At 63.8% G+C, this 23,054-nt stretch carries 25 protein-coding genes; 7 read left to right on the top strand and 18 right to left on the bottom strand.

The annotated features are described in order from the left end of the window. Positions 1-49: 49 nt before the first annotated feature. Together NUU27_RS04010 and NUU27_RS04005 are read right to left on the bottom strand one after the other, a co-directional pair. Entirely contained in the window at positions 50-967 is a 918-nt protein-coding gene (locus NUU27_RS04010; RefSeq protein WP_257760768.1) for a peptidoglycan-binding protein, read from the bottom strand. After that, a complete protein-coding gene (locus NUU27_RS04005) occupies positions 939-2,663 on the bottom strand; it encodes a HAMP domain-containing sensor histidine kinase (protein WP_257760767.1) in 1,725 nt (574 codons plus the stop codon). Before NUU27_RS04005 ends, NUU27_RS04010 begins: the two co-directional genes overlap by 29 nt. Before the next feature lie 508 nt (positions 2,664-3,171). On the opposite strand from NUU27_RS04005, the gene NUU27_RS04000 reads away from it, so the two are divergent. Then, complete coding sequence (locus NUU27_RS04000; RefSeq protein ID WP_257760766.1) at positions 3,172-3,504, top strand: DUF5330 domain-containing protein; 333 nt, start codon at positions 3,172-3,174, stop codon at positions 3,502-3,504. A gap of 73 nt (positions 3,505-3,577) precedes the next feature. After that, positions 3,578-4,006, top strand: coding sequence for a SufE family protein (locus NUU27_RS03995; RefSeq protein WP_257760765.1), 429 nt, complete (start codon positions 3,578-3,580; stop codon positions 4,004-4,006). A 47-nt stretch (positions 4,007-4,053) separates the two neighbouring features. Here the strand turns inward: NUU27_RS03995 and NUU27_RS03990 are convergent, their stop codons facing one another. Both NUU27_RS03990 and NUU27_RS03985 read right to left on the bottom strand, forming a co-directional pair. Further along, the gene (locus NUU27_RS03990) at positions 4,054-4,896 is read right to left on the bottom strand and encodes a DUF6456 domain-containing protein (RefSeq protein ID WP_257760764.1); all 843 of its coding nucleotides are present in this window, start codon (positions 4,894-4,896) and stop codon (positions 4,054-4,056) included. Beyond that, positions 4,896-5,288, bottom strand: coding sequence for a helix-turn-helix domain-containing protein (locus tag NUU27_RS03985; protein ID WP_257760763.1), 393 nt, complete (start codon positions 5,286-5,288; stop codon positions 4,896-4,898). Before NUU27_RS03985 ends, NUU27_RS03990 begins: the two co-directional genes overlap by 1 nt. 250 nt (positions 5,289-5,538) lie before the next feature. On the opposite strand from NUU27_RS03985, the gene NUU27_RS03980 reads away from it, so the two are divergent. Then, positions 5,539-5,817, top strand: coding sequence for a cytoplasmic protein (locus NUU27_RS03980; protein WP_257760793.1), 279 nt, complete (start codon positions 5,539-5,541; stop codon positions 5,815-5,817). 247 nt (positions 5,818-6,064) lie between these two features. Here NUU27_RS03980 and NUU27_RS03975 read toward each other — a convergent pair whose 3' ends face one another. From NUU27_RS03975 to NUU27_RS03940, 8 genes are all read right to left on the bottom strand, one after another. After that, positions 6,065-6,484 carry a MucR family transcriptional regulator gene (locus NUU27_RS03975; RefSeq protein WP_374565511.1) on the bottom strand — a complete coding sequence of 140 codons (420 nt, stop codon included), beginning with the start codon at positions 6,482-6,484 and terminating at the stop codon, positions 6,065-6,067. Between the two features lie 554 nt (positions 6,485-7,038). Continuing rightward, positions 7,039-7,419, bottom strand: a complete 381-nt coding sequence (mnhG, locus tag NUU27_RS03970) for a monovalent cation/H(+) antiporter subunit G (RefSeq protein ID WP_257760761.1) — start codon at positions 7,417-7,419, stop codon at positions 7,039-7,041. Next, positions 7,416-7,751 carry a cation:proton antiporter gene (locus NUU27_RS03965; protein ID WP_257760760.1) on the bottom strand — a complete coding sequence of 112 codons (336 nt, stop codon included), beginning with the start codon at positions 7,749-7,751 and terminating at the stop codon, positions 7,416-7,418. Before NUU27_RS03965 ends, mnhG begins: the two co-directional genes overlap by 4 nt. Further along, positions 7,748-8,221, bottom strand: coding sequence for a Na+/H+ antiporter subunit E (locus NUU27_RS03960; protein ID WP_257760759.1), 474 nt, complete (start codon positions 8,219-8,221; stop codon positions 7,748-7,750). Before NUU27_RS03960 ends, NUU27_RS03965 begins: the two co-directional genes overlap by 4 nt. Continuing rightward, on the bottom strand, positions 8,218-9,774 hold the full coding sequence (locus NUU27_RS03955) for a Na+/H+ antiporter subunit D (RefSeq protein ID WP_257760758.1): 1,557 nt from the start codon (positions 9,772-9,774) through the stop codon (positions 8,218-8,220). The genes NUU27_RS03960 and NUU27_RS03955 overlap by 4 nt, the downstream gene beginning before the upstream one ends. 7 nt (positions 9,775-9,781) lie before the next feature. Next, entirely contained in the window at positions 9,782-10,159 is a 378-nt protein-coding gene (locus NUU27_RS03950) for a Na+/H+ antiporter subunit C (RefSeq protein WP_257760757.1), read from the bottom strand. Then, complete coding sequence (locus tag NUU27_RS03945; RefSeq protein ID WP_257760756.1) at positions 10,159-10,578, bottom strand: Na+/H+ antiporter subunit B; 420 nt, start codon at positions 10,576-10,578, stop codon at positions 10,159-10,161. Before NUU27_RS03945 ends, NUU27_RS03950 begins: the two co-directional genes overlap by 1 nt. Position 10,579: 1 nt before the next feature. Beyond that, complete coding sequence (locus NUU27_RS03940; protein WP_257760755.1) at positions 10,580-12,925, bottom strand: putative monovalent cation/H+ antiporter subunit A; 2,346 nt, start codon at positions 12,923-12,925, stop codon at positions 10,580-10,582. A 228-nt stretch (positions 12,926-13,153) separates the two neighbouring features. Here NUU27_RS03940 and msrB point away from each other — a divergent pair, with 228 nt between their 5' ends. After that, positions 13,154-13,561: a peptide-methionine (R)-S-oxide reductase MsrB gene (msrB, locus tag NUU27_RS03935; protein ID WP_257760754.1), complete on the top strand. Its 408-nt coding sequence runs from the start codon at positions 13,154-13,156 to the stop codon at positions 13,559-13,561. Positions 13,562-13,567: 6 nt separating this feature from the next. Here msrB and NUU27_RS03930 read toward each other — a convergent pair whose 3' ends face one another. Beyond that, a complete protein-coding gene (locus tag NUU27_RS03930; protein WP_257760753.1) occupies positions 13,568-13,930 on the bottom strand; it encodes an SH3 domain-containing protein in 363 nt (120 codons plus the stop codon). A 145-nt stretch (positions 13,931-14,075) separates the two neighbouring features. On the opposite strand from NUU27_RS03930, the gene NUU27_RS03925 reads away from it, so the two are divergent. Then, positions 14,076-16,175, top strand: a complete 2,100-nt coding sequence (locus NUU27_RS03925; protein ID WP_257760752.1) for a S9 family peptidase — start codon at positions 14,076-14,078, stop codon at positions 16,173-16,175. 153 nt (positions 16,176-16,328) lie between these two features. Here NUU27_RS03925 and NUU27_RS03920 read toward each other — a convergent pair whose 3' ends face one another. From NUU27_RS03920 to NUU27_RS03905, 4 genes are all read right to left on the bottom strand, one after another. Then, positions 16,329-17,249 (bottom strand): cytochrome c, encoded by a 921-nt coding sequence (locus NUU27_RS03920; RefSeq protein ID WP_257760751.1) that lies wholly within the window; start codon positions 17,247-17,249, stop codon positions 16,329-16,331. A gap of 8 nt (positions 17,250-17,257) precedes the next feature. Then, entirely contained in the window at positions 17,258-17,704 is a 447-nt protein-coding gene (locus NUU27_RS03915) for a cytochrome c (RefSeq protein ID WP_257760750.1), read from the bottom strand. 180 nt (positions 17,705-17,884) lie between these two features. Next, positions 17,885-18,484, bottom strand: coding sequence for a superoxide dismutase (locus NUU27_RS03910; protein WP_257760749.1), 600 nt, complete (start codon positions 18,482-18,484; stop codon positions 17,885-17,887). Positions 18,485-18,587: 103 nt separating this feature from the next. Then, positions 18,588-19,466, bottom strand: a complete 879-nt coding sequence (locus tag NUU27_RS03905) for a branched-chain amino acid aminotransferase (RefSeq protein WP_257760748.1) — start codon at positions 19,464-19,466, stop codon at positions 18,588-18,590. A gap of 192 nt (positions 19,467-19,658) precedes the next feature. On the opposite strand from NUU27_RS03905, the gene NUU27_RS03900 reads away from it, so the two are divergent. Together NUU27_RS03900 and NUU27_RS03895 are read left to right on the top strand one after the other, a co-directional pair. Beyond that, positions 19,659-20,315: a haloacid dehalogenase type II gene (locus NUU27_RS03900; RefSeq protein WP_257760747.1), complete on the top strand. Its 657-nt coding sequence runs from the start codon at positions 19,659-19,661 to the stop codon at positions 20,313-20,315. Positions 20,316-20,654: 339 nt separating this feature from the next. Next, the gene (locus NUU27_RS03895) at positions 20,655-21,398 is read left to right on the top strand and encodes a L,D-transpeptidase (RefSeq protein WP_257760746.1); all 744 of its coding nucleotides are present in this window, start codon (positions 20,655-20,657) and stop codon (positions 21,396-21,398) included. Between the two features lie 57 nt (positions 21,399-21,455). On the opposite strand, the gene NUU27_RS03890 is transcribed toward NUU27_RS03895, so the two are convergent. After that, on the bottom strand, positions 21,456-23,030 hold the full coding sequence (locus tag NUU27_RS03890; RefSeq protein WP_257760745.1) for a helicase HerA-like C-terminal domain-containing protein: 1,575 nt from the start codon (positions 23,028-23,030) through the stop codon (positions 21,456-21,458). Positions 23,031-23,054 lie beyond the last annotated feature (24 nt).

Here is a 23,054-nt window from a genome sequence, read left to right as displayed (position 1 = left end):
TCTGATCGATGTCGGGCAAGCCAGTGCGTGAAGAGGGGCTCAGCACGCGTCAGTTGGTCAGGCCCACTTCGCGCATTTTGGCGAGAAACGGCTCATCAGGCTGTCCGGTGACTGGGAGGCCGAAGAGGCTCTGGAATTCTCGGATCGCCACTTGGGTATCGCGCCCCAGAACGCCGTCCACCTTAATGCCGTCATTGCCGAACGCTTTCAGCCCCGCTTGAATCCGCATGATGGTCGGATCGGCTTCGCTTGCCAGCGACGCGGTTTCGACGGCCAGATTTGCCGGTGCGGCCGCGGCAGGCGCCTGCGTGGCCACCTCGGCTTCGACGGTCTGGCGGGCAAGCGCTGGCCTTGGCGACGGCAACGGCACCACCGCTGCCACCGGCATCACGGTCTCGGCCGTTTCCTGCGTGGCCGGGGCGGGATCGGCCAAGCCGAGCTGGCGCAGCAGCGCGCCGTCGACCGTCTCGGACGTGTCCAACCCGACGATGCGCCGGTAATTGCCGATCGCCTTGCGCGTCTGCGGTCCCTGAAGGCCGTCTATGACGCCCTGGTAGAGGCCGAGATCGCCGAGCACCTTTTGCACCTGGCGAACCGTGGGATCGCCGCCCTCCACGACATCCGGACGGTCGGATGGAATGGCGCCGGTCGTGTCGTCGCTCGGCTTCAGCGCGCGCTGCACCGGATCGGGCGTGCGCCGCACCGCCGCGGGCGTCGGCACCGGGACTTCCGGTTCCCTCTCCACGAAAACGGGCGTGCGTGTCGAGATCAGCGCGCCCGAATGAAAATGCGGCTGATACCACAGGGCATTTGCCGAGACGAAGGCGAAAGACACCAGAAAGGCTGTCGTTCCGCCCACCGCCACGGGGTTGCGGACGATCGCCATGCCCGCCCCGGCAAGCCCCGCCCGCAGCAGAGCGCCGAACGTGAACTCCGGTTCAGGCCGTCTTGCGGTAGTCTTCATCATGCCACTCTTCGTCGATCGCCGGAACCGTCGCCCGGCTTGTCTCGCCTTTCTTTACACTGCCGGTCACCGGCAGTGAAACACTTACCCGCGTGCCTTCACCCGGCGCGCTGTCGATGGTCAAGCCGCCGCCCTGCAGGCCGACCAAGCCCTTGACCAGAGCCAGGCCGAGCCCGGTCCCCTCGACATGACGTGTCGCCTCGTTGCGGATCTGCATGAAGGGCTGCCCGATGCGCTGCAGATCCTCGGCCGCGATTCCAACGCCGGTGTCGGAAACGCTGAAGTCGATCCGGTCTCCGGCCCGCTCAGCCGCGATGACGATCTTGCCCCCGGACGGCGTGAACTTGACGGCGTTTGACAGGAGATTGATGAGCACCTGCTGAACCACCCGGCGGTCGCAGAAAACCACCCCGACATCGTCGCCGATCTTCGCCTTGATCGCGATCGAACGTTCTTCGGCCTGCGCGGCCGTCAGGGCCAGGCTCGCTTCCACGGCCTCCGCGAAGCTGAAGGCTTCCGGGTGCAGGACATAAGTTCCCGACTCGACCTTGGAAACCTCGAGCGTCGCGTTCACGACCGAAAGCAGATGCCCGCCTGCCTGATGGATGAGGCGCACATAGTCACGTTGCCGTTCATCGGAAAAACGGCCAAAAATCTCCGTCAGCAGCGTGTCGGAAAAGCCGAGGATCGCGTTGAGCGGTGTGCGCAGCTCGTGGCTGACGGCGGCCATCAGGCGCTCGCTCTCGAGACGCGCCGCCCGCGCTGTCTCCCGCGCAGTCACGATCTGCGCCTCGAGCTCGGCCTTGTCGTTCTCGTCGCGCACGATGGCGATCACGGTGTCCGCCATCCGTCCGGCGAGGAATTCGATGCCGAACCGGCGATAGCCGGGCGCCCGGGCGCCGCCGTCTTCGAGGGGCATCCGCAGGCGAACGCTCACCCTGCGCTGATGGGCTTCGGTCGAGGGAGCCGAGAGGGCGCACAGATACGTCACCCGATCCGCGACATGCAGGCGCTCGAAGAATCCCGTACCGAGTAGAATGTCCGAACGCACATTGAGCAGCCTTGCCGCCTGCGGCGATGCCGATATGACATCGCCGGAGCGGGTCAGGTGCAGAACCAGCGCGTCCATATGCTCTTCGATGAAGTCGTCCGAACGTTCGGGAGCCGAGGCTTCTTCGCGCAGCCACAGACGGGATACGCGCACGGCAAGGGTGATCCCGTAAAGCAGCGGGGCGATCCACTGGGCTGCCGATGGCGCAGACGCGATGGCGGATATGGAGGATCCCGCCGCCAGCACACCGCCGGCCACGAGCGCGGCGGCGGCTGCGAGCGTCCCGGCCAGGACGGCACGCCGGCTGCGCGCGACGAAGAAGGTCTCGATTGCCAGGGCCCCGACAAGCACCGTCAGCGGCGAAGCCGCCCCGCCGGCGACCGATATCAGGAGCGCGATCGCCGTGCCCGCAAGCACCAGGCCCAGCGCCTCGGCCACCATCCGTCTCCCCGTGGTGAGCACGAGGGCGGCGAGCATCCAGAAGAGCCCGAAGCCGGCGCTGACGACGGCCAGCGTCCCGCCGAGACCCAACAGACCCGACAGGAGCTGGATAGCAGCGCTGCCGACCAGGAACGGGGCCGCAAAAAGCACACCGACCAGCCGAAGCTGGCGCAGCCGCTCACCGGTCTCCGTCACGGACGGATGCATCAGGCGTTCGCAGGCTGCGATCGCGGCTGACGCCCAGTCGAGATTTAGAGATGCTCGTACACTCAATTCGACGCGCTCTCGCTTGGTCCGTTCGACGTGTTCTTGTTCTGCCAGAACCCTCGCACCGAGCGTTTAAGGAAAGGATAAATCGGAGCGCCGGAAGAGCGCGCCATCGCCGCAAACGCCGAAAAACCGACGCGCAAAACGCCACCGAATGAAGTCATGGTTAACAGTCCCTCACCGGTTTTGCGCCTCGCCATGAAGACCGGATGGCAGCCCCTGAGACAGGTCGAAAATGCGAGAAGCCAACAAGATCAAGGGTCTTCATGGTGAACGCATCGTTAGCGTCATTCCGGCGGGTTGCAACGACTTTGCTTCAAAGGCGGTTCTTTCCGGATTCCTGAAAAAGTCGCCTCAAATTTGAGCAAAAATCTCAATAGCTCTTTCCCGCCTGGGTGGCATGCTTTTCACCGGGACGCCCGAGAGGGCAGGAAAACGGGACGACGCCATGTGGTTTCTCATTCGCTCAATCTTCTGGCTCTCGCTGGTCCTCCTCCTGGTGCCGATCGGCGGCGGCAACGACGAGAAAGCGAGCCCGATCGGCCCGCTCCAGGCGCTCAGCGCCGCACGCGAGGCGGTCACCGACATGGTCGGCATCTGCGAGCGCAAGCCGGAGGTCTGCGCGACCGGCAAGGCGGCGCTGCAGACCATCGGCGTCCGCGCTCGCGAAAGCGCCCGACTCGCCTATGAGATGATCGAGGATAACGAGCCCGCCGAGGGAGCGCCGCTCACCACCGGCAGCATCGCCGCTCCCGACGCGCCCGTTCCGGCGGAGCGCTGAACGCTCGCGCCGCAAGTGCGCTCTGCACAGGTTTTCCGTGACGTCGCGTCCGACAGACACTATATCCGTGCTGATGAGCACGACACTCGACACCATCTACGACGACTTCGCCTTCCTGGATGATTGGGAAGAGCGCTATCGCTACATCATCGAACTGGGCAACGGCCTCTCACCGTTCCCGGAAGCCTCGCGCGATGAGGCGCACCGCGTTCGCGGCTGCGTCAGCCAGGTCTGGCTGCACACCGAGCGCGCCGAGGGCGAGGATCCGGTCCTGACCTTCAGGGGCGATTCCGACGCGCATATCGTGCGCGGTCTGGTGGCCATCATGATGCTCGTCTTCTCCGGCAAGCGCGCCAGCGAAATTCTCACGATCGATGCCGAGGGCGTCATGCGCAGGCTCGGCCTCGACGAGCACCTGACGCCACAGCGCGCAAACGGGTTGCGCGCCATGGTGCAGCGCATCAAGGACGAAGCGAAGACCGGCGCCGCAACGACAGGCTAGCGCATCGGCCCAAAAAAGCGACGCGTAGATTCGGGGGCTTACAGCCTTCACGCCTGCGAGAGCGTCGGGCGATAGCCTTCCGCACCCCAATGCAGAACGGACGGCGGGCTGTCGGGCGATCTGGAGGCGCCGGGCTGGTAGTGCCGGCTGAGGGCCCCGAGCGCTGTTTTCAGCACCACCTTGGCGGACCTCACCGGCCATCCGCGCTCCGTCTCCACCTGTTCCAGCCCCTTGAGGAAACAGCAGACGTCGACCAACACCCCGGCGAGTTCGGGGCCGACCGCCGCGAGTGCCCTGTCCACCCGTTGGCGAGCCGCCAATGCGGCGTCGGTCAGTTCGGCGACGCCCGCCCTGCCCGCGCCGCGCCGTCCGGCGGCCACGGTCGCCACCCAATTGGCGCTGAGCCGCGGCATGAGCTGCCCCCGCGTGTAGTCCGCCCGCAATCGCTCGCCCGCGTCGAATTCCGCCTGGCTGAGAAACGGGGCACCGCTGCGGGTCTTGTGCCGCGCCAGGTGTCCGAGGGGCGATTCGCCGAGATTCTTGGCGACCGCCTGGCGCTTGCCGCCCACGTCGACGGTCGTGTGGTCGAGACGCCAGTGCTGGGCGCGAAACGGCTCGGTCCGCGATTCCGCGCGCCTCGCGTGGGCCACACCGACCTCGCTGAGCAGCAGATGCCCGTCCTTGCCGGCGATCACCAGTCCCTCCAACCGCAATGCCTCGATCGTCTCGGCCGGCACCGAGATCGTGCCGCGGTCCGTCGTCTCCAGCAGCACCCTTTGTTGCCGGGTCGAGGTCTTCATCTGCGCCGGGCCCGCGCGCAGAAAGCGAACGGCCCGCGCCCGCTCGCGCTCCATCCGCCGTTCCTGGCCCTTGTCGTGCGTCCGGCTCATCAGTGCACCTCCGTGTGGCGGAAGGCTGCGGCGGTGACCCGCTCGGTCATGTTGACGACCCGGTCGAATTCGTCGTCGTCCCGCATGTCCTCGACCAGATGGCACGCATACTGCACCGTCGTGCGGTCGCGCCCGAACCCGCGACCAACCTCCGTCATGTTGAGGCCCAAAATGACGTGCGCGACATACATGCCGATCTGCCGCACGCGGGCGACGCTGGTCGACGAACGACCCGTCTCGCGCAACTCGCGGCCGCTGACGTTGAACAGCGCCGCGACGATGTCGAGCACGCATTCGCAGACCTCGGTCACCCGTTCCTCGGTGATCGGGCTCAGCCGGCGATTGATCTCGATGAGCGGCATCTCAGCCGGAGCACCCGTCTGGCTCTGCATGTCTTCCTTTTGTTTCGTCGCGATTGATGACACGGAATTCATCCCTTCCTTGGAGAGAGGAATAAATTCTTATACCCAACAAGACGAACGGGAACAAATTAAGAACAAGACTTTTGCCAGAAATCTATTAGCGGCCTGATATCAATGCGGAAATTAAGCGTGCCGGAGAATCCCCGCAGGTCATTTATCCCCGTCGCGCCATACCCCCTCATAGTCGTGTCTCTAAACACCGGAGACCGGCATGACACTGATGAAAACCGACATCGAGGCCTTTCATGGGGCCCGGGAAGCGCGGCGGGCCGAGGCCAGGCAGACGGCCGCCCTCTTCCTGATCAGCGGGATCGACATGGCCGAGGCACTGCAGACATCGGGTAGTGAGCGGGTGCAGTTGCGTCGCCGGCTCCAACGCCTTCTGGAGCGTGAGCGCCTCAAGGGCGCGCGCGGCCACTGGAGCTACGATCTCAACCGCCACATCGCGCTCGGCCAGGCGCTGGAACGCCTCAAGCCGCAACGCAGCGGTGCGGGCTAGAAAGGCAGAGCCACCTGACGCCCGCAGGTATCATGAATGCGAAAAACAAGGAGAGAGAGCGTCCTGGTGCAGAATTTGGAAGGACGCACGGCGCTCTGGTCGTGCCAGACGGATATCAACCCCGTCCGTTGCTTCCGGATGCAAGCATTTCCGTCTGCTCAGAAAGCTGATCTTCGTTCAGACAAAAAAAGCGACGCCAGAGGCGTCGCCAATCGGCCAAAGCTACGCAAGACACACTCGGGAGAAACTACTTTCCCTTGCGCTTGCGACCGAGCCCCATCTGCTTGGCCAGTTGCGAACGCGCAACCGCATAGCTCGGTGCAACCATGGGATAATTCGGATCGAGACCCCATTTCTCTCGGTACTGCTCGGGCGTCATCCCGTAATGGGTCATGAGGTGACGCTTGAGCGACTTGAACTTCTTACCGTCTTCCAGACAGATGATGTAATCATCATGCACAGACCGCTTCGGATTGACGGCCGGCTTCTGCTTCTCGATTGGCTCGGGCTCCGGAGAGCCGCTCACCCGGCCGAGCGCTGTGTGAACATCAGCGATCAGATTCGAAAGTTCGGAAGCGGGAACTGGATTATTGCTCACGTATGCGGCGACGACCTCGGCCGTCAGCTCAATAAGCATACTATCATTCTTGGTTGGCTCTTCGTTCATTTCCATTACCTTGCCCCAACGTCAACTCTATTTCTTGTACCTCATTTGGCATCATGAGGCTCGTTATCGGAGAACGTGGTTTTACTACTTAGTTTTCTCCGATTCTCTAGGAGAGAACATCATATCGGATTTTTATCAAGAGTGGTCAACACACTTTTTCGGAATTAAAAACAAAGTGAATTGCGAATTGTTATGTTTATTTGAGATCAGAAATCTGAAGATTGTTCCAAAAATGTGTTTTGGAATATTATTCCAGAAGACGAGAAAGCTAGACGGCTTTCAACATTTCAGGTTGAAAGATGCACAATCCAGCCATGAGCGCAGCGAGGAAAGCGGCAGCGTATGGAGAGGCTCGATCGGATCGCGCCTTCACCTGGAGTGCCGTGCATTCTCCTGGACGCACGAAGGATGCTCTATCTCTATCTCTTTGTCTTCCACACAAATGCTATAGGAGAAGTGTGTTGCTGGAGCTCTTGATCTTTAGCGCGCAGCGTCCGGTGCCAGTTCGGCAAGAAACGCGTCTCGCTTTTCGGTCGAGAGCAGAGGTCCTGCCCCTAGAGTTCGTCATCCTGGGCGGCGGCATCCGGCGCATGCCTCTTCGGCAGCGTCCCCGCCATCTCGTCATGGAGGGAACTGCCCCACAGCCGGTAACCGGCCGCATAAGCCGCCTTGGCCAGAAGATGCGCGGAAATCGGTGCCGTCAGCAGGAAGAAGACGACGGCGGCGAGTGCCCGGGTGACGATCGACTGGTCGTGAGCGAAGACTGCCAGGGCTATCAGCATCATGCCCGAGCCGAGCGTGCCGGCCTTCGAGGCCGCATGCATGCGGGTGTAGAGGTCCGGCAGGCGCAGCAGGCCGATCGCCGCCACCAGCGTGAAGCCCGCGCCGATGATGAGCAGCATACCGGTGATCAGGTTTTCCGCCGTCGCCATCATGGTTCCTTGTCTCCGTAGATACCGAGCGTATCGCGCTTGACGAACTCCTGCTCGTAGCGGCGGCTGAGGACGAAGCGGGCGAAGGCGACCGTCGCCAGGAAGCCGACGAGCCCCAGCGCGATGGCGATGTCCAGATAGAGCGTAAATCCGGTCCTGATGCCGATCACGGCGATGAAGCCGATGGCGATCGTCACCAGCATGTCGAGGGCCAGCACCCTGTCCGGCAGGCTCGGTCCGATCAGCACCCGCACCACCGTCAGCAGGAAGGACAGGCTGAGCAGCGCCAGGGCTGCGAATTCGGCAAGGGCCAGGAACTCTTCACTGCCGCTCATCGGAACGCCTCCATGATCTTGCGTTCGAAACCATCGGCGATGTCGCGGCGCAGATCGTCGGGCGACGAACAGTCGAGCGCGTGCACGTAGAGAAAGCGCCGGTCCTCCGAGACATCCACCGAAAGAGTGCCCGGCGTCAGCGTGATCAGATTGGCCAGCAGCGTGATCTCGAAGTCACGGTCCACTTTCAGCGGATAGGCGAAGATTCCCGGCTTCAGATCCATCTTCGGCGTTATCACCAGCACGGCGACACGCCACGCCGACAGAACCAATTCGTAGAGGAACAGGAGCGCCAGCGAGATCACCTTCACGCTGCGCGCGAAATAGCCGAGCGAGCCCACCTGCTCCCGGATGAGATAAAGGGTGCCGGCACCGAGCAGAAAGCCGAAGATGAAGTTCGCCAGCGTGAAGGAACCACTGACGGCGGTCCATGTCAGGGCCAGCAGAATGTTGATCAGCGGTAGCCTCATGGCTGTACTCCCATGGGAAAGACCGCACCGACATAGGCTGAGGAATCGATCAGGCCCGTGGCGGCCGCCGCGGCGATGCGGATGAACGGGTCAGGATAGATGCCGAGCAGCAGCACGGGAACCGTCAGGATCACGAGCGCGGCATATCCGATGCGCGGGCTCGCCGCCGCCGCGGCCTCACCGGCCGGTGCCTCCTTCTGCCGCCAGATCGCCAGGATATAGACGCGGCCGAGCGCGACGGTGGTGAGAAAGCCGGTCAGAAGGATCGCAAAGGAGAGCCAGGGTTGCCCCGCATCGATCGATGCGCGCACCAGAAGCACTTTCGGCCACAAGCCCGAAGCGGGCGGCAGGCCGGCCACCGCGAGCACCAGGAGCAGCGCGAGGGCGGCGATCAAAGGAGACTTGCGGTAGAGGCCGGAAAGGTCGTGCAGGGAGTAGCTGCCGCCGATTTCGTTCATGACGCCGGCCAGCAGATAGAGCGCCGTCATCGCCAGCACCGAATGGAACGCATAGAGCACGGTCCCCGTCAGCCCCTCTTCGGTGCCGAGCGCCAGGCCGGCCATCATCACGCCGACGCCGGATATGACCACGAACCCCAGCATCCGCCGGATATCCGATTGCGCCAGGGCCCCCATGATGCCGAGGATCATCGTCGCGGCGGCCACCCAGGCGATCACGCCGGAAAGCACCTGCCGCTCGTCCGGAAACAGCATGACGAGCACGCGCAACAGGGCGTAGACGCCCACCTTTGTCAGGACACCGCCGAACAGCGCCGCCGTCACGATGCGCGGCGTGTGATAGGAAGCGGGCAGCCAGAAATTGACCGGAAAGGCCGCCGCCTTCATGCCGAAGGCGAGCAGATAGAGCATCGTCAGCGTCACCAGCGGCCCCGTCTCGCGCATCGCATCCGCCTTGCGCGCGATGTCGGCCATGTTGAGCGTTCCGAAAATGCCATAAAGGAAAGCGGTCGCGGTCAGGAACAGGGTCGTGCCGACCAGGTTGAGGATGGCGTATTTCGTCGCGCCGTCGAGCTGCTGATGCGTCGAGCCGAGGATCAGCATGCCGAAAGACGAGATGACGAACACCTCGAACCAGACATAGAGGTTGAAGATGTCGCCGGTCAGAAACGAACCTCCCACCCCCGCCATCATCAGCAGCATGAAAGGATAGAAGCCGTAGCGCCGTCCCGTCGCGCCGATGTCCTTCAGCCCATAGAAGGCGCAGACGCAGGCCACCAGCGTCGCCACCAGCGCCAGCGACGCACCGAGCGCATCGGCGGTGAACGAGATGCCGAAGGGCGGCAGCCAGCGCCCCATCGTCATCACCTGCGGCCCCTCGTTCAGGATGCGCGCCAGGAGCCCAATGTTGGTGGCGAGCGTCATCAGCAGGCCGCCTATCGCCAGTCCCGAGTGAAGGCGCGTCTCGTGCCGGACCATCAGCAACAGGGCGCCAAACAGGATCGGAATGGCGACGGGCGCAACGACGAGCCAGTCTCCCGCGGTCGCCGGCGCCATCACCATCGCATGGGAAATATCTACGGTCTCAGCGGCCATCGGTGTCTCAGTATCCCAGCGGTGGCAGCGGCTCGCCCTCGGGCTCGGCTACGCGCATACCATCCGTGTCGTCGGTGCCCAGTTCCTGATAGGCGCGGAAGGCGAGCACCAGAAGGAAGGCGAAGAAGGAGAAGGAAATCACGATCGCCGTCAGGATCAGCGCCTGTGGCAGCGGATTGGCGGTGATGGTGTCCGGCATCTGCAATGCCTCGGGAATGATCGGCGGCACCTCGCGCACCACGCGACCGACCGTGAAGATCGTCAGGTTCACGGCGTTGCCGAAGATGGACACGCCGAGCAGGATCCTGATGATGTGCTTCGACAGCATCAGGTAGATCGAGACGGCAAAGAAGATCGCCACGAAGAACGAGAGAATCGCTTCCATCATCCGTGCTCCCGCTCTTCAAGGGCCAGTGCGATCGAGGTGATCGACCCGACGACGACCAGATACACGCCGATGTCGAAGAACAGCACCGTCGAGATGTCGACCGGCAGGCCGAAGACGCTGACCTTGGTCCACAGACCGGTCATGAACGGCACCTCGAAGAAGAACGACAGCCACCCGGCGAGCGTCGACAGAAGAAGACCGAAGCCGGAGATCGCCATCGGATGGAAATACAGCGCCCGTCGCACCGGCGAGACGCCGCAGGCGATGCCGTAGATGGCGAAGGCGGAGGCGGCGATCAGACCTCCGATGAAGCCGCCGCCGGGGTCGTTGTGCCCGCGCAGAAGCACGAAGATCGAAAACAGCACCATCAGGCTGGTCAGATAGGGAGCGATGGTCCGGAAGATCAGCGTCCGCATGTCAACCCTCCTTCCCTGTCGCCCTGGCCGGCTTGACCGCGCGGATGCGGACCAGCGCCAGAATGGCGAGCCCGGTGATCATCACGACGGCGATCTCGCCGAGCGTGTCCGTTCCGCGGAAATCGACGATGATCACGTTCACGATGTTGCGCCCGTGGGCGATGACACGCGAATTCTGGGCGAAGAACTCGCTGAGTTCCCCGTTGAACGGCACCTGCGTCACCCGAAGGAGCATCAGGCCGAGCGCCGTGCCGCACAGGCCGGCCACGAGCACGTCGCTGATCTTCTCGCCGGTCGGGCGATGATCCGTCGGCGACAGCCGCAACCGCGTCATCACCAGCGCCAGGATGACCACCGACAGCGTCTCCACCATGAACTGCGTGAAGGAGAGATCCGGCGCCCCGAGAAGCATGAACAGAAGCGCCACGGAAAACCCCTGGATGCCGAGCGAGACGATCGCTGTCAGCCGGTCGCGGGCGTAAATCACCGCGCCGAGACCGATGACGCCGATCAGAAGCACCACCCATTCATAGAACGGCGCATCGGGGATCGCCGGCAGGGACGGCAATTCGCCGAAGAGGAACAGCGGGATCAGAAGACTGGCGGCAAGGGCGACGAAAGTCGCCATCATGTAATGGTCGAGCCTGCCGTCCTGAATGACACCGGTCGTGCCGAAGGAGAACCTGGTCAGGCCGCGCAGCGCCTGGTCGAATCCCTTGTCCGGCCCCCAGCCGATGGTCTGCAGCGTCGCGGCCATCAGGGCGCGCCCGCGATCGAGCATGAGGAAGGCGACGATGCCGAGGGCGACCGTCACTACGGAAAGCAGAAGCGGCAGGCCGACATGCGGCACGGTGGAGATCGTCACCGTCACCGGCAGGCCCGCCACGGCGCTCGACATGGGGCTGCTGACGAACTGGTGACTGACACTCGAGGCCAGCGCCGCGATCAGGCCGAGCCCGCCCAGCACGAGCGGCCCGAGCCACAGCAGCACGGGGCCTTCATGGGCATGTTTCGGCGTCTCGACCTTCGCCCCCAGGAACGGCTTCAGCGCGACCGCGAAGCCGATGGCGAACATCAGCCCGTTGCCGATGAGGGCGACCAGCGTCAGCAGTGAGCTCCAGCCATTCGAGAAGCCCAGCGCGGCGTAAATCTCCTCCTTGGCGAGAAAGCCGAAGAAGAGCGGCAGGCCGCCCATCGAGGCGGCCGCCAGCACGGCGGCGGCGAAGGTGATCGGCATGGCGGCCCGCAATCCGCCGAGGCTGGTGATGTCGCGCGTCCCCGATTCGTGATCGACGAGCCCTGCCACCATGAACAGCGCGCCCTTGAACATGGAGTGCGCCACAAGATAGAGCACCGCTGCCTCGACCGCCTTTTCGGAACCGAAACCGGTCAGCATGACGAGCAGGCCCAGCGAGGCGACCGTCGTGTAGGCGAGCATCAGCTTCAGGTCGGTCTGCCGCACGGCAAGCAAGGTGCCGACGATCAGCGTCGTTCCGCCGAAGATCGGCAGGATCGTCTCCCAGGCACCCGTCTCGCCCAGAACCGGATTGAGCCGCATGACGAGATAGACGCCGGCCTTCACCATGGTCGCCGAATGCAGGTAGGCCGACACGGGCGTCGGTGCTTCCATCGCGTTGGGCAGCCAGAAATGGAACGGAAACTGCGCCGACTTGGTAAAGGCGCCCCCCAGGATCAAGAGCAGCGCCGCCATGTAGAGCGGGGCCTGGCGCAAGGCGTCCCCGGTCTCAAGCAGCGCCGACATGGAGCCGGCGCCCGTGACGTTCCAGATCACCAGAAGGCCGGCGAGCAGCGACAGCCCTCCCATGCCGGTGACGATCAGCGCCTGCAGCGCCGCGCGGCGTGAGGCCTCGCGCGTGTGATCGAAACCGATCAGAAGGAACGAGGTGATCGACGTCAGTTCCCAAAACACGAACAGCGTCAGGAACGAGTCTGCAACCACCAGGCCGAGCATCGACCCCATGAACATCAGGATAAAGGAAAAGAACCGTCCCTGATGCTCGTGTCCCTTCAGATATCCGCCCGAATAGAGGACGATCAGGGTGCCGATGCCGCTGATCAGCAGCGCGAAGGTGAGGGAAAGCCCGTCCAGATACCAGGAAAAGTCGACGTCGAGACTCGAGATCCAGGAATATCCGCCCGCAACCGTCCGCCCGTCGGCGACCGCAGGCAGTAAGCCGGCGAAGTGGAGAAAGATCAGCGCCGGGGCGAGCGCCAGCACCCAGGCCGCGTTGTGGCGGAAAAGCCGGGTCAGGAGCGGCGCGGTCGCCGCGGCCGCGAACGGCAGCATCAGTGCGAGAAATGTCAGCCACTGGCTGTCTGCCGTCATGAAACCTCCCCTCAAACCCTGGGTATTCGCACAAATTTCTTTGCAAGCACAGGGTCACATAAACGCTCACCTTGTGTACGACAAGGTCGGCGCGCAACTCTTCGACGCGGTGAATTGCCGCCATTCACAAGAGATTGACCGCTGAAAGCCGCTGACATCGGCAAGGCCGAAACCTACATTAGGCGACAAGATCGAAGGGTTTTGCAAAACCGACGCTTGGAGCAGTTCATGAACGACACGATCAGGAAAAAGGTGGCGAGGAGCGAGGAGGAGTGGCGTGCCGAGCTGACGCCGGAGCAGTATCATGTCACGCGCGAGCACGGCACCGAGCGCGCCTTCACCGGCCCCTACTGGGACAACAAGGAAGAAGGTCTTTATCGCTGCGTCTGCTGCGGCAAGCCGCTCTTCTCGTCCGAGACGAAATACGATTCCGGCACCGGCTGGCCGAGTTTCTACGCGCCCGTGGATGGCGATGCCGTTACCGAGCACAGGGACCGCTCCTGGTTCATGACGCGCACCGAGGTCCGCTGCGCGGATTGCGACGCGCATCTCGGCCACGTCTTCGGCGATGGCCCGGCCCCGACCGGCCAGCGCTATTGCATGAACGGGACGGCGCTGCGATTCGACAAGACGTGAGCCGCGTCAATCGGCCGGTTCGATGTATTTGCCGTAGACCCAACCGGTGACGAAATGGCCGTCGCGCGCCGGATCGTGCCACACTTCGCACCAGCGGTAGCGGACCGCCTGCTTTTGCCGCCAGGCGGGATGGCCGGAGATTTCCAGGAGATCGACGCCGCCGGTGCAGCGGCCGGTCATCTGCAGCACCGTGCCGTTCGGATAGGCGGTCTGTTTCTGCGAGTGGCTGGCGGGGTATTTGCGAACGTTGAGCGTGTCACCCCAGCCCACACCGGTCACGCGCCAGGCGGAAAACGCGGTCGCTTCCGCATGGCCCACGGCCAGCACCGTAAGAAGGGCCGCAGCAAGCAAGGAGCCTGATTTCTTCATCTTCTTGTCCTCATCTAAGGATAGTCCGGCAACAGTTTCGATTGCAGCATTGCTTCACGGCGCTTGAACGGGACATGAAGGGCTTGTTCAGGTGTCGTCCGATTCCCTTGGCACCCGCCCGCATACCATCCAGAAAGAACAGCATATGTCCTCGAAAACCTTCCCGTCGACCGCCACGCCCCCGAAGCCGGACGCCCATCCCGTCAAGGACGTGCGGCACGGAATCGAACGCGTCGACGAATACGCCTGGATGCGCGCCGACAATTGGCAGGAGGTGTTGCGCGACCCGTCGCTTCTTGCACCGGAGATCCGGGCCCATCTGGAGGCGGAAAACGCCTACGAGAAAGCCCTGATGGAGGACACCGAGGCCTTGCAGAAGACGCTCGTCGCCGAGATGCGCGGGCGCATCAAGGAGGACGACACCTCGGTTCCCGCCAAGGACGGTCCGTTTGCCTATGGCGGCGGGTTCCGCACCGGCGGCGAGTATCCGCGCTTCTTCCGCACCCCGCGCGAGGGCGGCGAGGAGGAAGTGCTGCTCGACGGCGATGTCGAGGCCGAAGGCAAGAGCTACTTCCGCCTTGGCGGCGCCGACCATTCTCCCGACCACAGCCAGCTTCTGTGGGGGCACGACGACAAGGGCTCGGAGCTCTACACGCTGAGCATACGGGACCTGGCCACGGGCCGGGATCTCGAGGAGACGGTGGCGGAAACGGGCGGCTCCGGCGAATGGGACGCGGCCGGCAAGGGATTCTTCTACACGCGCCTCGATGCCAATCACCGGCCTTCGAAGGTCTTCTACCACGCGGTCGGTACGGCCCCGGAGGCCGATCGGCTGGTCTACGAAGAGGCCGACCCGGGCTTCTTCGTCAGCGTCTCCAGCAGCCGCCTGAACGACTGGATCTACATCTCGGCGCATGACCACGAGACGGCCGAATGCCGCCTCGTCCCGGCCGGCGATCCATCGGCCGCGCCGCGCCTCGTCCTGCCGCGCCAGACCAATCTGCAATACGACCTGGAAGAAGGCGGCGATGTCTTCTTCATTCTCACGAATGCCGACGACGCCAAGGATTTCAAGATCGTCACCGCTCCCGTCTCGGCTCCTTCGCGCGAAAACTGGCAGGACCTGGTGCCGCACGAGCCCGGTCGGCTGATCCTGTCGATCATGGCCTTCTCGGGCTTCCTGGTGCGGCTCGAGCGCAAGGACGGTCTGCCGCGCATCGTGGTGCGCGCACGCGCCTCCGGCGAGGAACACACCATAGCGTTCGATGAGGAGGCCTATTCGCTCGGCCTGCACGGCTCCTATGAATACGACACCGACACGCTGCGCTTTTCCTATTCGTCCATGACGACCCCGGAACAGGTCTTCGACTACGACATGCGCACGCGCAAGCGCACGCTGCTCAAGACCCAGGAAGTGCCCTCCGGCCACGATCCTGAGGACTACGTCACCCGACGCCTGATGGCCCCGGCCGGCGACGGCGAGCTGGTGCCGATCTCGCTCGTGCACAGGAAGGGTCTGGCGCTCGACGGCTCGGCGCCGTGCCTGCTCTATGGCTACGGGGCCTACGGCATGGCGATACCCGCCTCCTTCAACACCAATTGCCTGTCGCTGGTCGATCGCGGCTTCGTCTACGCCATCGCCCATATCCGCGGCGGCAAGGAAAAAGGCTACACCTGGTACGAGGACGGCAAGCGGGAGAAGAAGATCAACAGCTTCACCGACTTTATCGCCTGCGCCAGGCATCTGGTCGCCGAGGGCTATACCAGCCATGACCGCATCGTCGCCGAAGGAGGGTCGGCGGGCGGCATGCTGATGGGCGCAGTCGCCAACATGGCGCCGGATGCCTTCGGCGGCATCGTCGCGGCCGTTCCCTTCGTCGACGTGCTCAACACCATGCTCGACGACACCTTGCCGCTCACCCCGCCCGAATGGCCCGAATGGGGCAATCCCATTGCCTTGAGGAGCGATTACGATACCATCGCCGCCTATTCGCCCTACGACAATGTCGGCGAGAAACCCTATCCGCCGATCCTGGCGCTGGCCGGCCTCACGGATCCGCGCGTCACCTATTGGGAGCCGGCCAAATGGGTGGCGCGGCTGCGCCAGCGCGGCACCGGCACCAATCCGGTGCTGCTCAGAACCAATCTCGATGCCGGCCACGCCGGCGCATCAGGCCGCTTCACGCGGCTCGAGGAGAAGGCGCTGACCTACGCCTTCGTGCTCAAGGTGACGGGCAACGTCTGAGGCCGGCGCCGCCGCCCCTCATCCGCCTGCCGGCACCTTCTCCCCGTAAACGGGGAGAAGGAGGATGGCCGGAATGTCGAGCCCCAACCTCTATGCCCCCTTCTCCCCGTTTACGGGGAGAAGGTGAGGATGAGGGGCCGGCGCCGGCGGCCCTCAAGGCCGCGCCGGATATCCGTTCGGCTCGGCCGGCACCACCTTCAGATAGGCGGCGATGGCGTCCCGGTCCTCCTTGGTCAGCATGGCCATGTTCTTCTGCACGGAAACCATGGCGCCGCCGACCGAATCGAAGTCCGGCGTGAAGCCGCTTTCCAGATAATAGGCGATGTCGCCCGCCGACCAGGAGCCGATCCCCCCCTCGCCGGGCGTGATGTTGGGAACGATGCCGTCTCCTTCGGCGGCCACCGCCCCGGCCAGCCATTGGGCCTGGTCGGACCCGCCTGCGAAATTGCGCGGGGTGTGGCATTCGCCGCAGTGCCCCGGCCCTTCGACCAGATAGCGGCCGCGCCTGACTTCGTCCGAAGCCTCGGCATCGAGCGCCACCACCGGCTGATCGTGAACGTAGAGACGCTTCCACAGCCCGATGCCGCGCCGAAGGGTGAAGGGGAACGAAAGATCGTGGTCCCGCGTCCGGCCCTCGACCTGCGGCAGCGTCTTCAGGAATGCGAAGAGATCGGCCACGTCCTGCGGCGTCATGCGCGCGTAGGACGCATAGGGGAAAGCCGGGTAATAGTGCTCGCCCTGCGGCGAGACCCCGTGCAGCATCGCGTTGGCGAAGTCGGCCTCGCTCCAGTCGCCGATGCCGTCGGTCGGATGAGGAGAAATATTGGGGGCGACGAAAGTGCCGAACTCGGTCTTCAGCTCCACCCCTCCGGCAAGCTCGAGCCGGGCAGCACCATCGCTGCCCGGCCGCGCATGGCATGAGGCGCAGCCACCCGCCCAGAAGACCTGCTCGCCCCGGCCCGCCTCGGCGGCAGGCAACGTTCCGCCGCCGATCGATGCCGGCGCGCTCAACGTCCACAAGGCGACGCCGCCGGCGACGACAGCCGCCCCCGCAGCAAGCAGTTTCGTCTTCATGGCGATGTCTAGTTCTGAACCCGGAAATTCTCGTGGCAGCTCCGGCAGTTGCCGAGCACCGGCCCAACGGCCGCCTTGAAGGCATCGAGATCGGCGGGGCCGTCCTTGCCGGCGGCCACAACCGCGGCCGAGGTGTCGGCCATGTATTTGTCGAGCGCCTGCTGGAAGGCGGCCTCGTCTTGCCAGATCTTCGGCGAAGCCGTCGTCCGACCGTTGTCGGAGCCCTCCGGGAAATAGTCGCCGAAGGATTTGGCGCTTGCATTCAGCGTCAGGAGAGCCGCCTTGGCGATTGCCGGGTTGTACTCCAATTCGCCCTTCATCATCGCCCCGGCCAGGCCGGCGGATGCGGCGTTGGCGTCCATGATCGCCTTGCGTACGGCCACCGGATCGTCGGCGGCGGCAACCGTCGAGACCGAAAGACAAAGTGCGGAAATGACAAGTGCAAGTTTCTTCATCAGAACCCTCCAGTGATTTGCACGGACAATATCGGCTTCAACGGCCGCTGCCGCTGAAAAATCCGCGACATCCATTCACGGTTTCGTGAGGACATCTAGGACGCAAAAAGGCCCGGCGCAGGGCCGGGCCTCTCGTTACAGGACGATCCTATATTTATTGTGAAATCACAGCGCGCCGTCTCAGGCGGCCTTCTCGTAGAGTTCGAGGACGTAATCCCAGTTGATCAGGCTGTCGACGAACGCCTCGAGATATTTCGGCCGGGCGTTGCGATAGTCGATGTAGTAGGAGTGCTCCCACACGTCGACGCCGAGGATCGGCGTTGCCCCGTGCACCAGCGGGTTCTCGCCGTTCGGCGTTTTCATGATCTCCAGCTTGCCGTTCTTCACGGCAATCCAGGCCCAGCCCGAGCCGAACTGCGTCGTGCCGGCAGTGATGAAGTCGGCGCGGAACTTGTCGTAGCCGCCGAGGTCGCTGTCGATCGCCTTGGCCAGCGCGCCCGGCAGGCTGCTGCCGCCGCCGCCCTTCTTCATCCACTTCCAGAAATGGACGTGGTTGTAGTGCTGGGCGGCGTTGTTGAAGAGGCCGGCATTCTTGCCGAAGGATTGCTTCACCACATCCTCGAGCGACAGGCCGTCCATGCCCGCCTCTGCCGCCAGCTTGTTACCGTTGTCGACATAGGCCTTGTGGTGCTTGTCGTGGTGGTATTCCAGCGTCTCCTTCGACATGAAAGGCTGCAGAGCCTCGTAATCGTAAGGCAGGTCCGGCAGTTCAAAAGCCATGGTGATAAACTCCCTCGTACAGGTGGTTGAAAATCGACAGGTCGCAGATGGGGTCCTGTCTCCAGTGGGACAATACCCGCTCCGCTCCTTTGTTCCCTCGCCGTCAGACCGGCAGCCCCGAATGGGCCCACTCCCAATAAAGGGCGCGGGCCTTTTTGGCCACAGGGCCGGCCTGAAAATCGCGGTCCTCGACCCGGTTCACCGGAACCACCTTGGAGTGGTTACCGGTCGAGAAGACCTCATCGGCGTTGAGGAAATCCTTCACCGAAAGCGTCTTCTCGACGACCTCGACACCGGCCTCGCGAAGCAATTCGATGATGCGGCTGCGGGTGATGCCCGACAGGAACGTCCCGTTCGGCGCCGGCGTGAACGCGACGCCGTCCTTGACCAGGAAGATGTTCGAACTGCCCGTCTCGGCCACGTTGCCCAGCATGTCGAGCACCAGGGCGTTGTCGTAGCCGCGGCTGCGGGCTTCGAGGATCGCCCGGCCGTTGTTCGGGTAGAGGCAGCCGGCCTTCGCATTGGTCGGCGCGGTTTCCAGCGTCGGCCGGCGGAACGGCGAAACGGTCACCGAAAAGCCGCTCGGCTCGATCATCGGCGCCTCGTAGAGGCACAGGCAGAAGCGACTGGAATCAGGATCGGCCGGCACGCCCATATACCCGCCGTGCTCGCCCCAGTACATCGGCCTGATGTAAACCGCCGTCTTGCCGTCGAACTTCTTCAGCCCGTCGCGGGCCAGGCCGACGATCTCTTCCGTGGCCACCGTCGGCTTCAGCCCGAGATTGGCCGCCGAGGCATTGACGCGCGCGGCATGCCGGTCGAGATCAGGCGCCACGTTTTCGAACCAGCGTGCGCCATCGAACACAGTGGAGCCGAGCCACATTGCATGGCTGCGGGGACCGATCAGCGGTACGTTGCCCTCATGCCAGTCGCCATCAACGAATGTCCAGGTCGCCGATTGGACTTCGGTCACTACGGTCATGCTGTCGCTTCCTTCCTTGATCCATGCTTCGCCGCCGCCGAAGCAACGGCATTCTCATCGTCTCGTGCCAGACATCGAAATGGCTTTGCCGGGCGCCGTCAATCGCTACCGTCCGCCTATCGATGAGGCCAGAGGGACTTCTTGACCCCCGCGCATGTCTGCGGTCAAGTATGTTCGACGACAGGAGTGTTCATGCGCCACGCCGCCTATGTGTTCGATGCCTACGGCACGTTGTTCGACGTCCACGCGGCCGTGCGCCGCCATGCCGGCGAGATCGGTCCGGATGGCCAGCTCTTCTCGGAGCTGTGGCGGGCGAAGCAGCTCGAATATTCCTGGGTTTCGACGCTGATGGGCCATTATGCCGATTTCTGGACGATGACCGAACGTGCGCTCGATTTCGCCTTTGCGAAAATGCCGTCCATCGACCGCCGCCTCCGGCAGCCCCTTCTCGACGCCTATTGGCAGCTCGATTGCTACGAGGAGGTTCCGGCGGTGCTGAAGGCGCTGAAGGCGGGCGGCGCGCGGCTCGCCATCCTGTCCAACGGCTCGCCTGCCATGCTGGAATCGGCCATCCGCTCCTCGGCTCTCGACACGGTCCTCGACGATGTCTTTTCCGTCGAGACGGTGCGCCGCTTCAAGACCGACCAGTCGGTCTACGAGATGGTGACCAATGCCTGGCGCGTCTATCCCGACGCCGTGTCCTTCCAATCCTCCAACCGCTGGGACATCGCCGGAGCCCACCATTTCGGCTTCCACACCGTCTGGCTCAACCGCACAGGGCAGCCGGACGAATACGAGGACTTTCCGCCGGACCTCATCCTGCCTTCGCTGGAGGGATTGCTGAACTGAGGCTCCGGATTTCGATGATGCAGTTATAACACAGTTGCCCACGAACTTCGTCGAGGCTTCATTTTTCGACTTCCAGACGAAATTGGCGGGTTTATCAAGCGCAGACCGATATTTTCGGAGCCAGGAAGGAACGTGGGAAGTTTCCCGTGCTGGTGGGGTGGGCGTACCCAAGGCGCCCCTCGTCACCGTCCTGACCAAACGCTGGTGGTGCGATCCCAACAGATGGTGCCCATCTGTTGGGAAAAATCGCCTCGCCAGATCAACAGCTTGTGTGCTGACTTGTCGAAACAGACGGGTATCATCTGTTTCGGTCAGACCACTAGAACAACGAAGAGACCGATGTCGAATTCCCCCAGTGCCGAACGACTTTTGACACGTCGTAAGTTTCTTTCCGCCGGTGCGGCAGGTGCCGCCTCGCTCACCCTGTCCGCCTGCGTGAGCAGTTCCGGCAACGCACCCGTGGTCGAGGGGCGCGTGCCCGAGCCGACCGTGACCACGTCCAGCTCGATGTATGCGGCGGTCAGCGACGCCGGCTACGACATCCCCGCCGTGCCGTTCGAGAAGATCAACCCGCGCTATTATCGCCAGGAAGTCGCCGACCCGACCGGCGAGCGCGCCGGCACGATCGTCGTCGATACGGCCAATCACTTCCTCTACCTCGTCCGCGGCAATGGACGGGCGCTGCGCTACGGCGTCGGCCTCGGCCGCGCCGGCTTCGAGTGGGCCGGCCGTGCGGAGATCAGGTTCAAGCAGCAGTGGCCGCGCTGGTTCCCGCCATCCGAGATGATCGACCGGCAGCCGGAGCTGGAAAAATACCGTGCCGAGTACGACAAGGCCAACGACACATGGCTCGGCGGCATGCAGCCGGGCGTGGCGAACCCGCTCGGCGCCCGAGCGCTCTACATTTTCCAGGACGGCAAGGACACGCTCTATCGCGTCCACGGCTCGCCGGAATGGTGGACCATCGGCAAATCCGTCTCCTCGGGCTGCGTGCGCATGATCAACCAGGACGTGATCGATCTCTACAACCGCGTCCCGGACGGCTCCCCCATCCTGGTGACGTCGGGCATCGCCACGGCCTGATCGCCGCGCCGGAAAACCGAAAGAAAAAGGGGCTCGCCGGAGCCCCTTTTTTGCGTCTCAGAGGCCCCTCTTCAGACTGCCGAGGATGCCGCGCACCAAGGCACGGCCGAGCGAGGAGCCGACCGAGCGCACCACGGACTTCACCGCCGCCTCGGTCACCGATTGCCGGTTCGAGGTGCGGCGCCGCGTCGTCGTGGTCCTGCGGGAGGAGGTGCGCGGCGCGCTGCTGCCGCCGTCACCGAAATCGGGCAGCGACCAGCGCGAGCGTCCTTCGGCGCCGTCCTGCTCTTCCTCCTTGCGCGCGGCTTCCGCTTCCGCCTTCACCTTCTCCTCGGCGCGCTTTTGAAGCATCTCGAACGCCGATTCCCGGTCGACCGACTGATCGTACTGGCCGGCAACCGGGCTTTCCTTGATCAGCTTGTCGCGCTCGGCGTCGGTGATCGGGCCGAGCCGCGATGCCGGCGGGCGGATCAGCGTCCGCTGAACCACGGACGGGATGCCCTTCGCTTCGAGCGTCGACACCAGCGCCTCGCCGACACCCAGTTTGGTGATCGCCTCGAAACAGTCGAATTCGGGGTTCGGACGGAACGTGTCCGCCGCCGTCTTCACCGCCTTCTGCTCGCGCGGCGTGTAGGCGCGCAACGCATGCTGGACACGATTGCCGAGTTGGCTCAGCACGGTCTCGGGCACGTCGAGCGGGTTCTGGGTAACGAAATAGACACCGACACCCTTCGAGCGGATCAGCCGCACCACCTGCTCGACCCGGTCGACGAGGATCTTCGGTGCGTCGTCGAACAGGAGATGCGCCTCGTCGAAGAAGAACACCAGCTTTGGCCGATCGGGATCGCCCACTTCCGGCAATTCCTCGAACAACTCGGACAGGAGCCACAGCAGGAAGGTCGCGTAGAGCCGCGGGTTCATCATCAGCTTGTCGGCGGCGAGCACGTTGATCGCGCCGCGGCCGTCGCGCGTCGTGCGCATGATGTCGGCAATGCGCAGCGCCGGCTCGCCGAAGAAGTGCTCGCCTCCCTGCTGCTCCAGCACCAGGAGGTTGCGCTGGATCGCCCCGACCGACTGCTTGGAGACATTGCCGTAGCGCGTGCCGATCTCGGCCGCCCGGTCCGCCACATGGGTCAGAAGCGCCTGCAGGTCCTTCATGTCGAGGAGCAGCAGCCCTTCCTCGTCGGCGATGCGGAAGGCGATGTTGAGGACACCCTCCTGGGCCTCCGACAGGTTCATCAACCGCGACAGGAGGAGCGGGCCCATCTCGGAAACGGTCGCGCGGATCGGATGGCCCTTCTCGCCGAACAGGTCCCAGAAGATGACCGGGAACTCCTGGAACTCGTAGGGATCTAGCTTGATCGTCTCGGCGCGCTTCAGGAGGAAATCCTTCGCCTCGCCCATCATCGCAATGCCCGACAGGTCGCCCTTCACGTCGGCGCAGAAGACCGGCACGCCGGCGTTGGAAAAGCTTTCCGCCAGAATCTGCAGAGTCACGGTCTTGCCCGTGCCGGTGGCGCCGGTGACGAGGCCATGCCGGTTGGCGTATTTGAGCAGAAGGCGTTCGGCCTGCTGATAGCTGTCGTCCGGCTTGCGGCTCGCGCCGAGGAAAATGCTGTCTTCCGCCGTCATGAAATGGCCTCGCTCAATGATTTT

The sequence above is a fragment of the Nitratireductor sp. ZSWI3 genome, from assembly GCF_024655565.1.
In the GTDB taxonomy this organism is placed as follows: domain Bacteria; phylum Pseudomonadota; class Alphaproteobacteria; order Rhizobiales; family Rhizobiaceae; genus Nitratireductor.
Note: the sequence above shows the minus strand (reverse complement) of the source record. Positions and strands in the feature narration are given on the sequence as shown.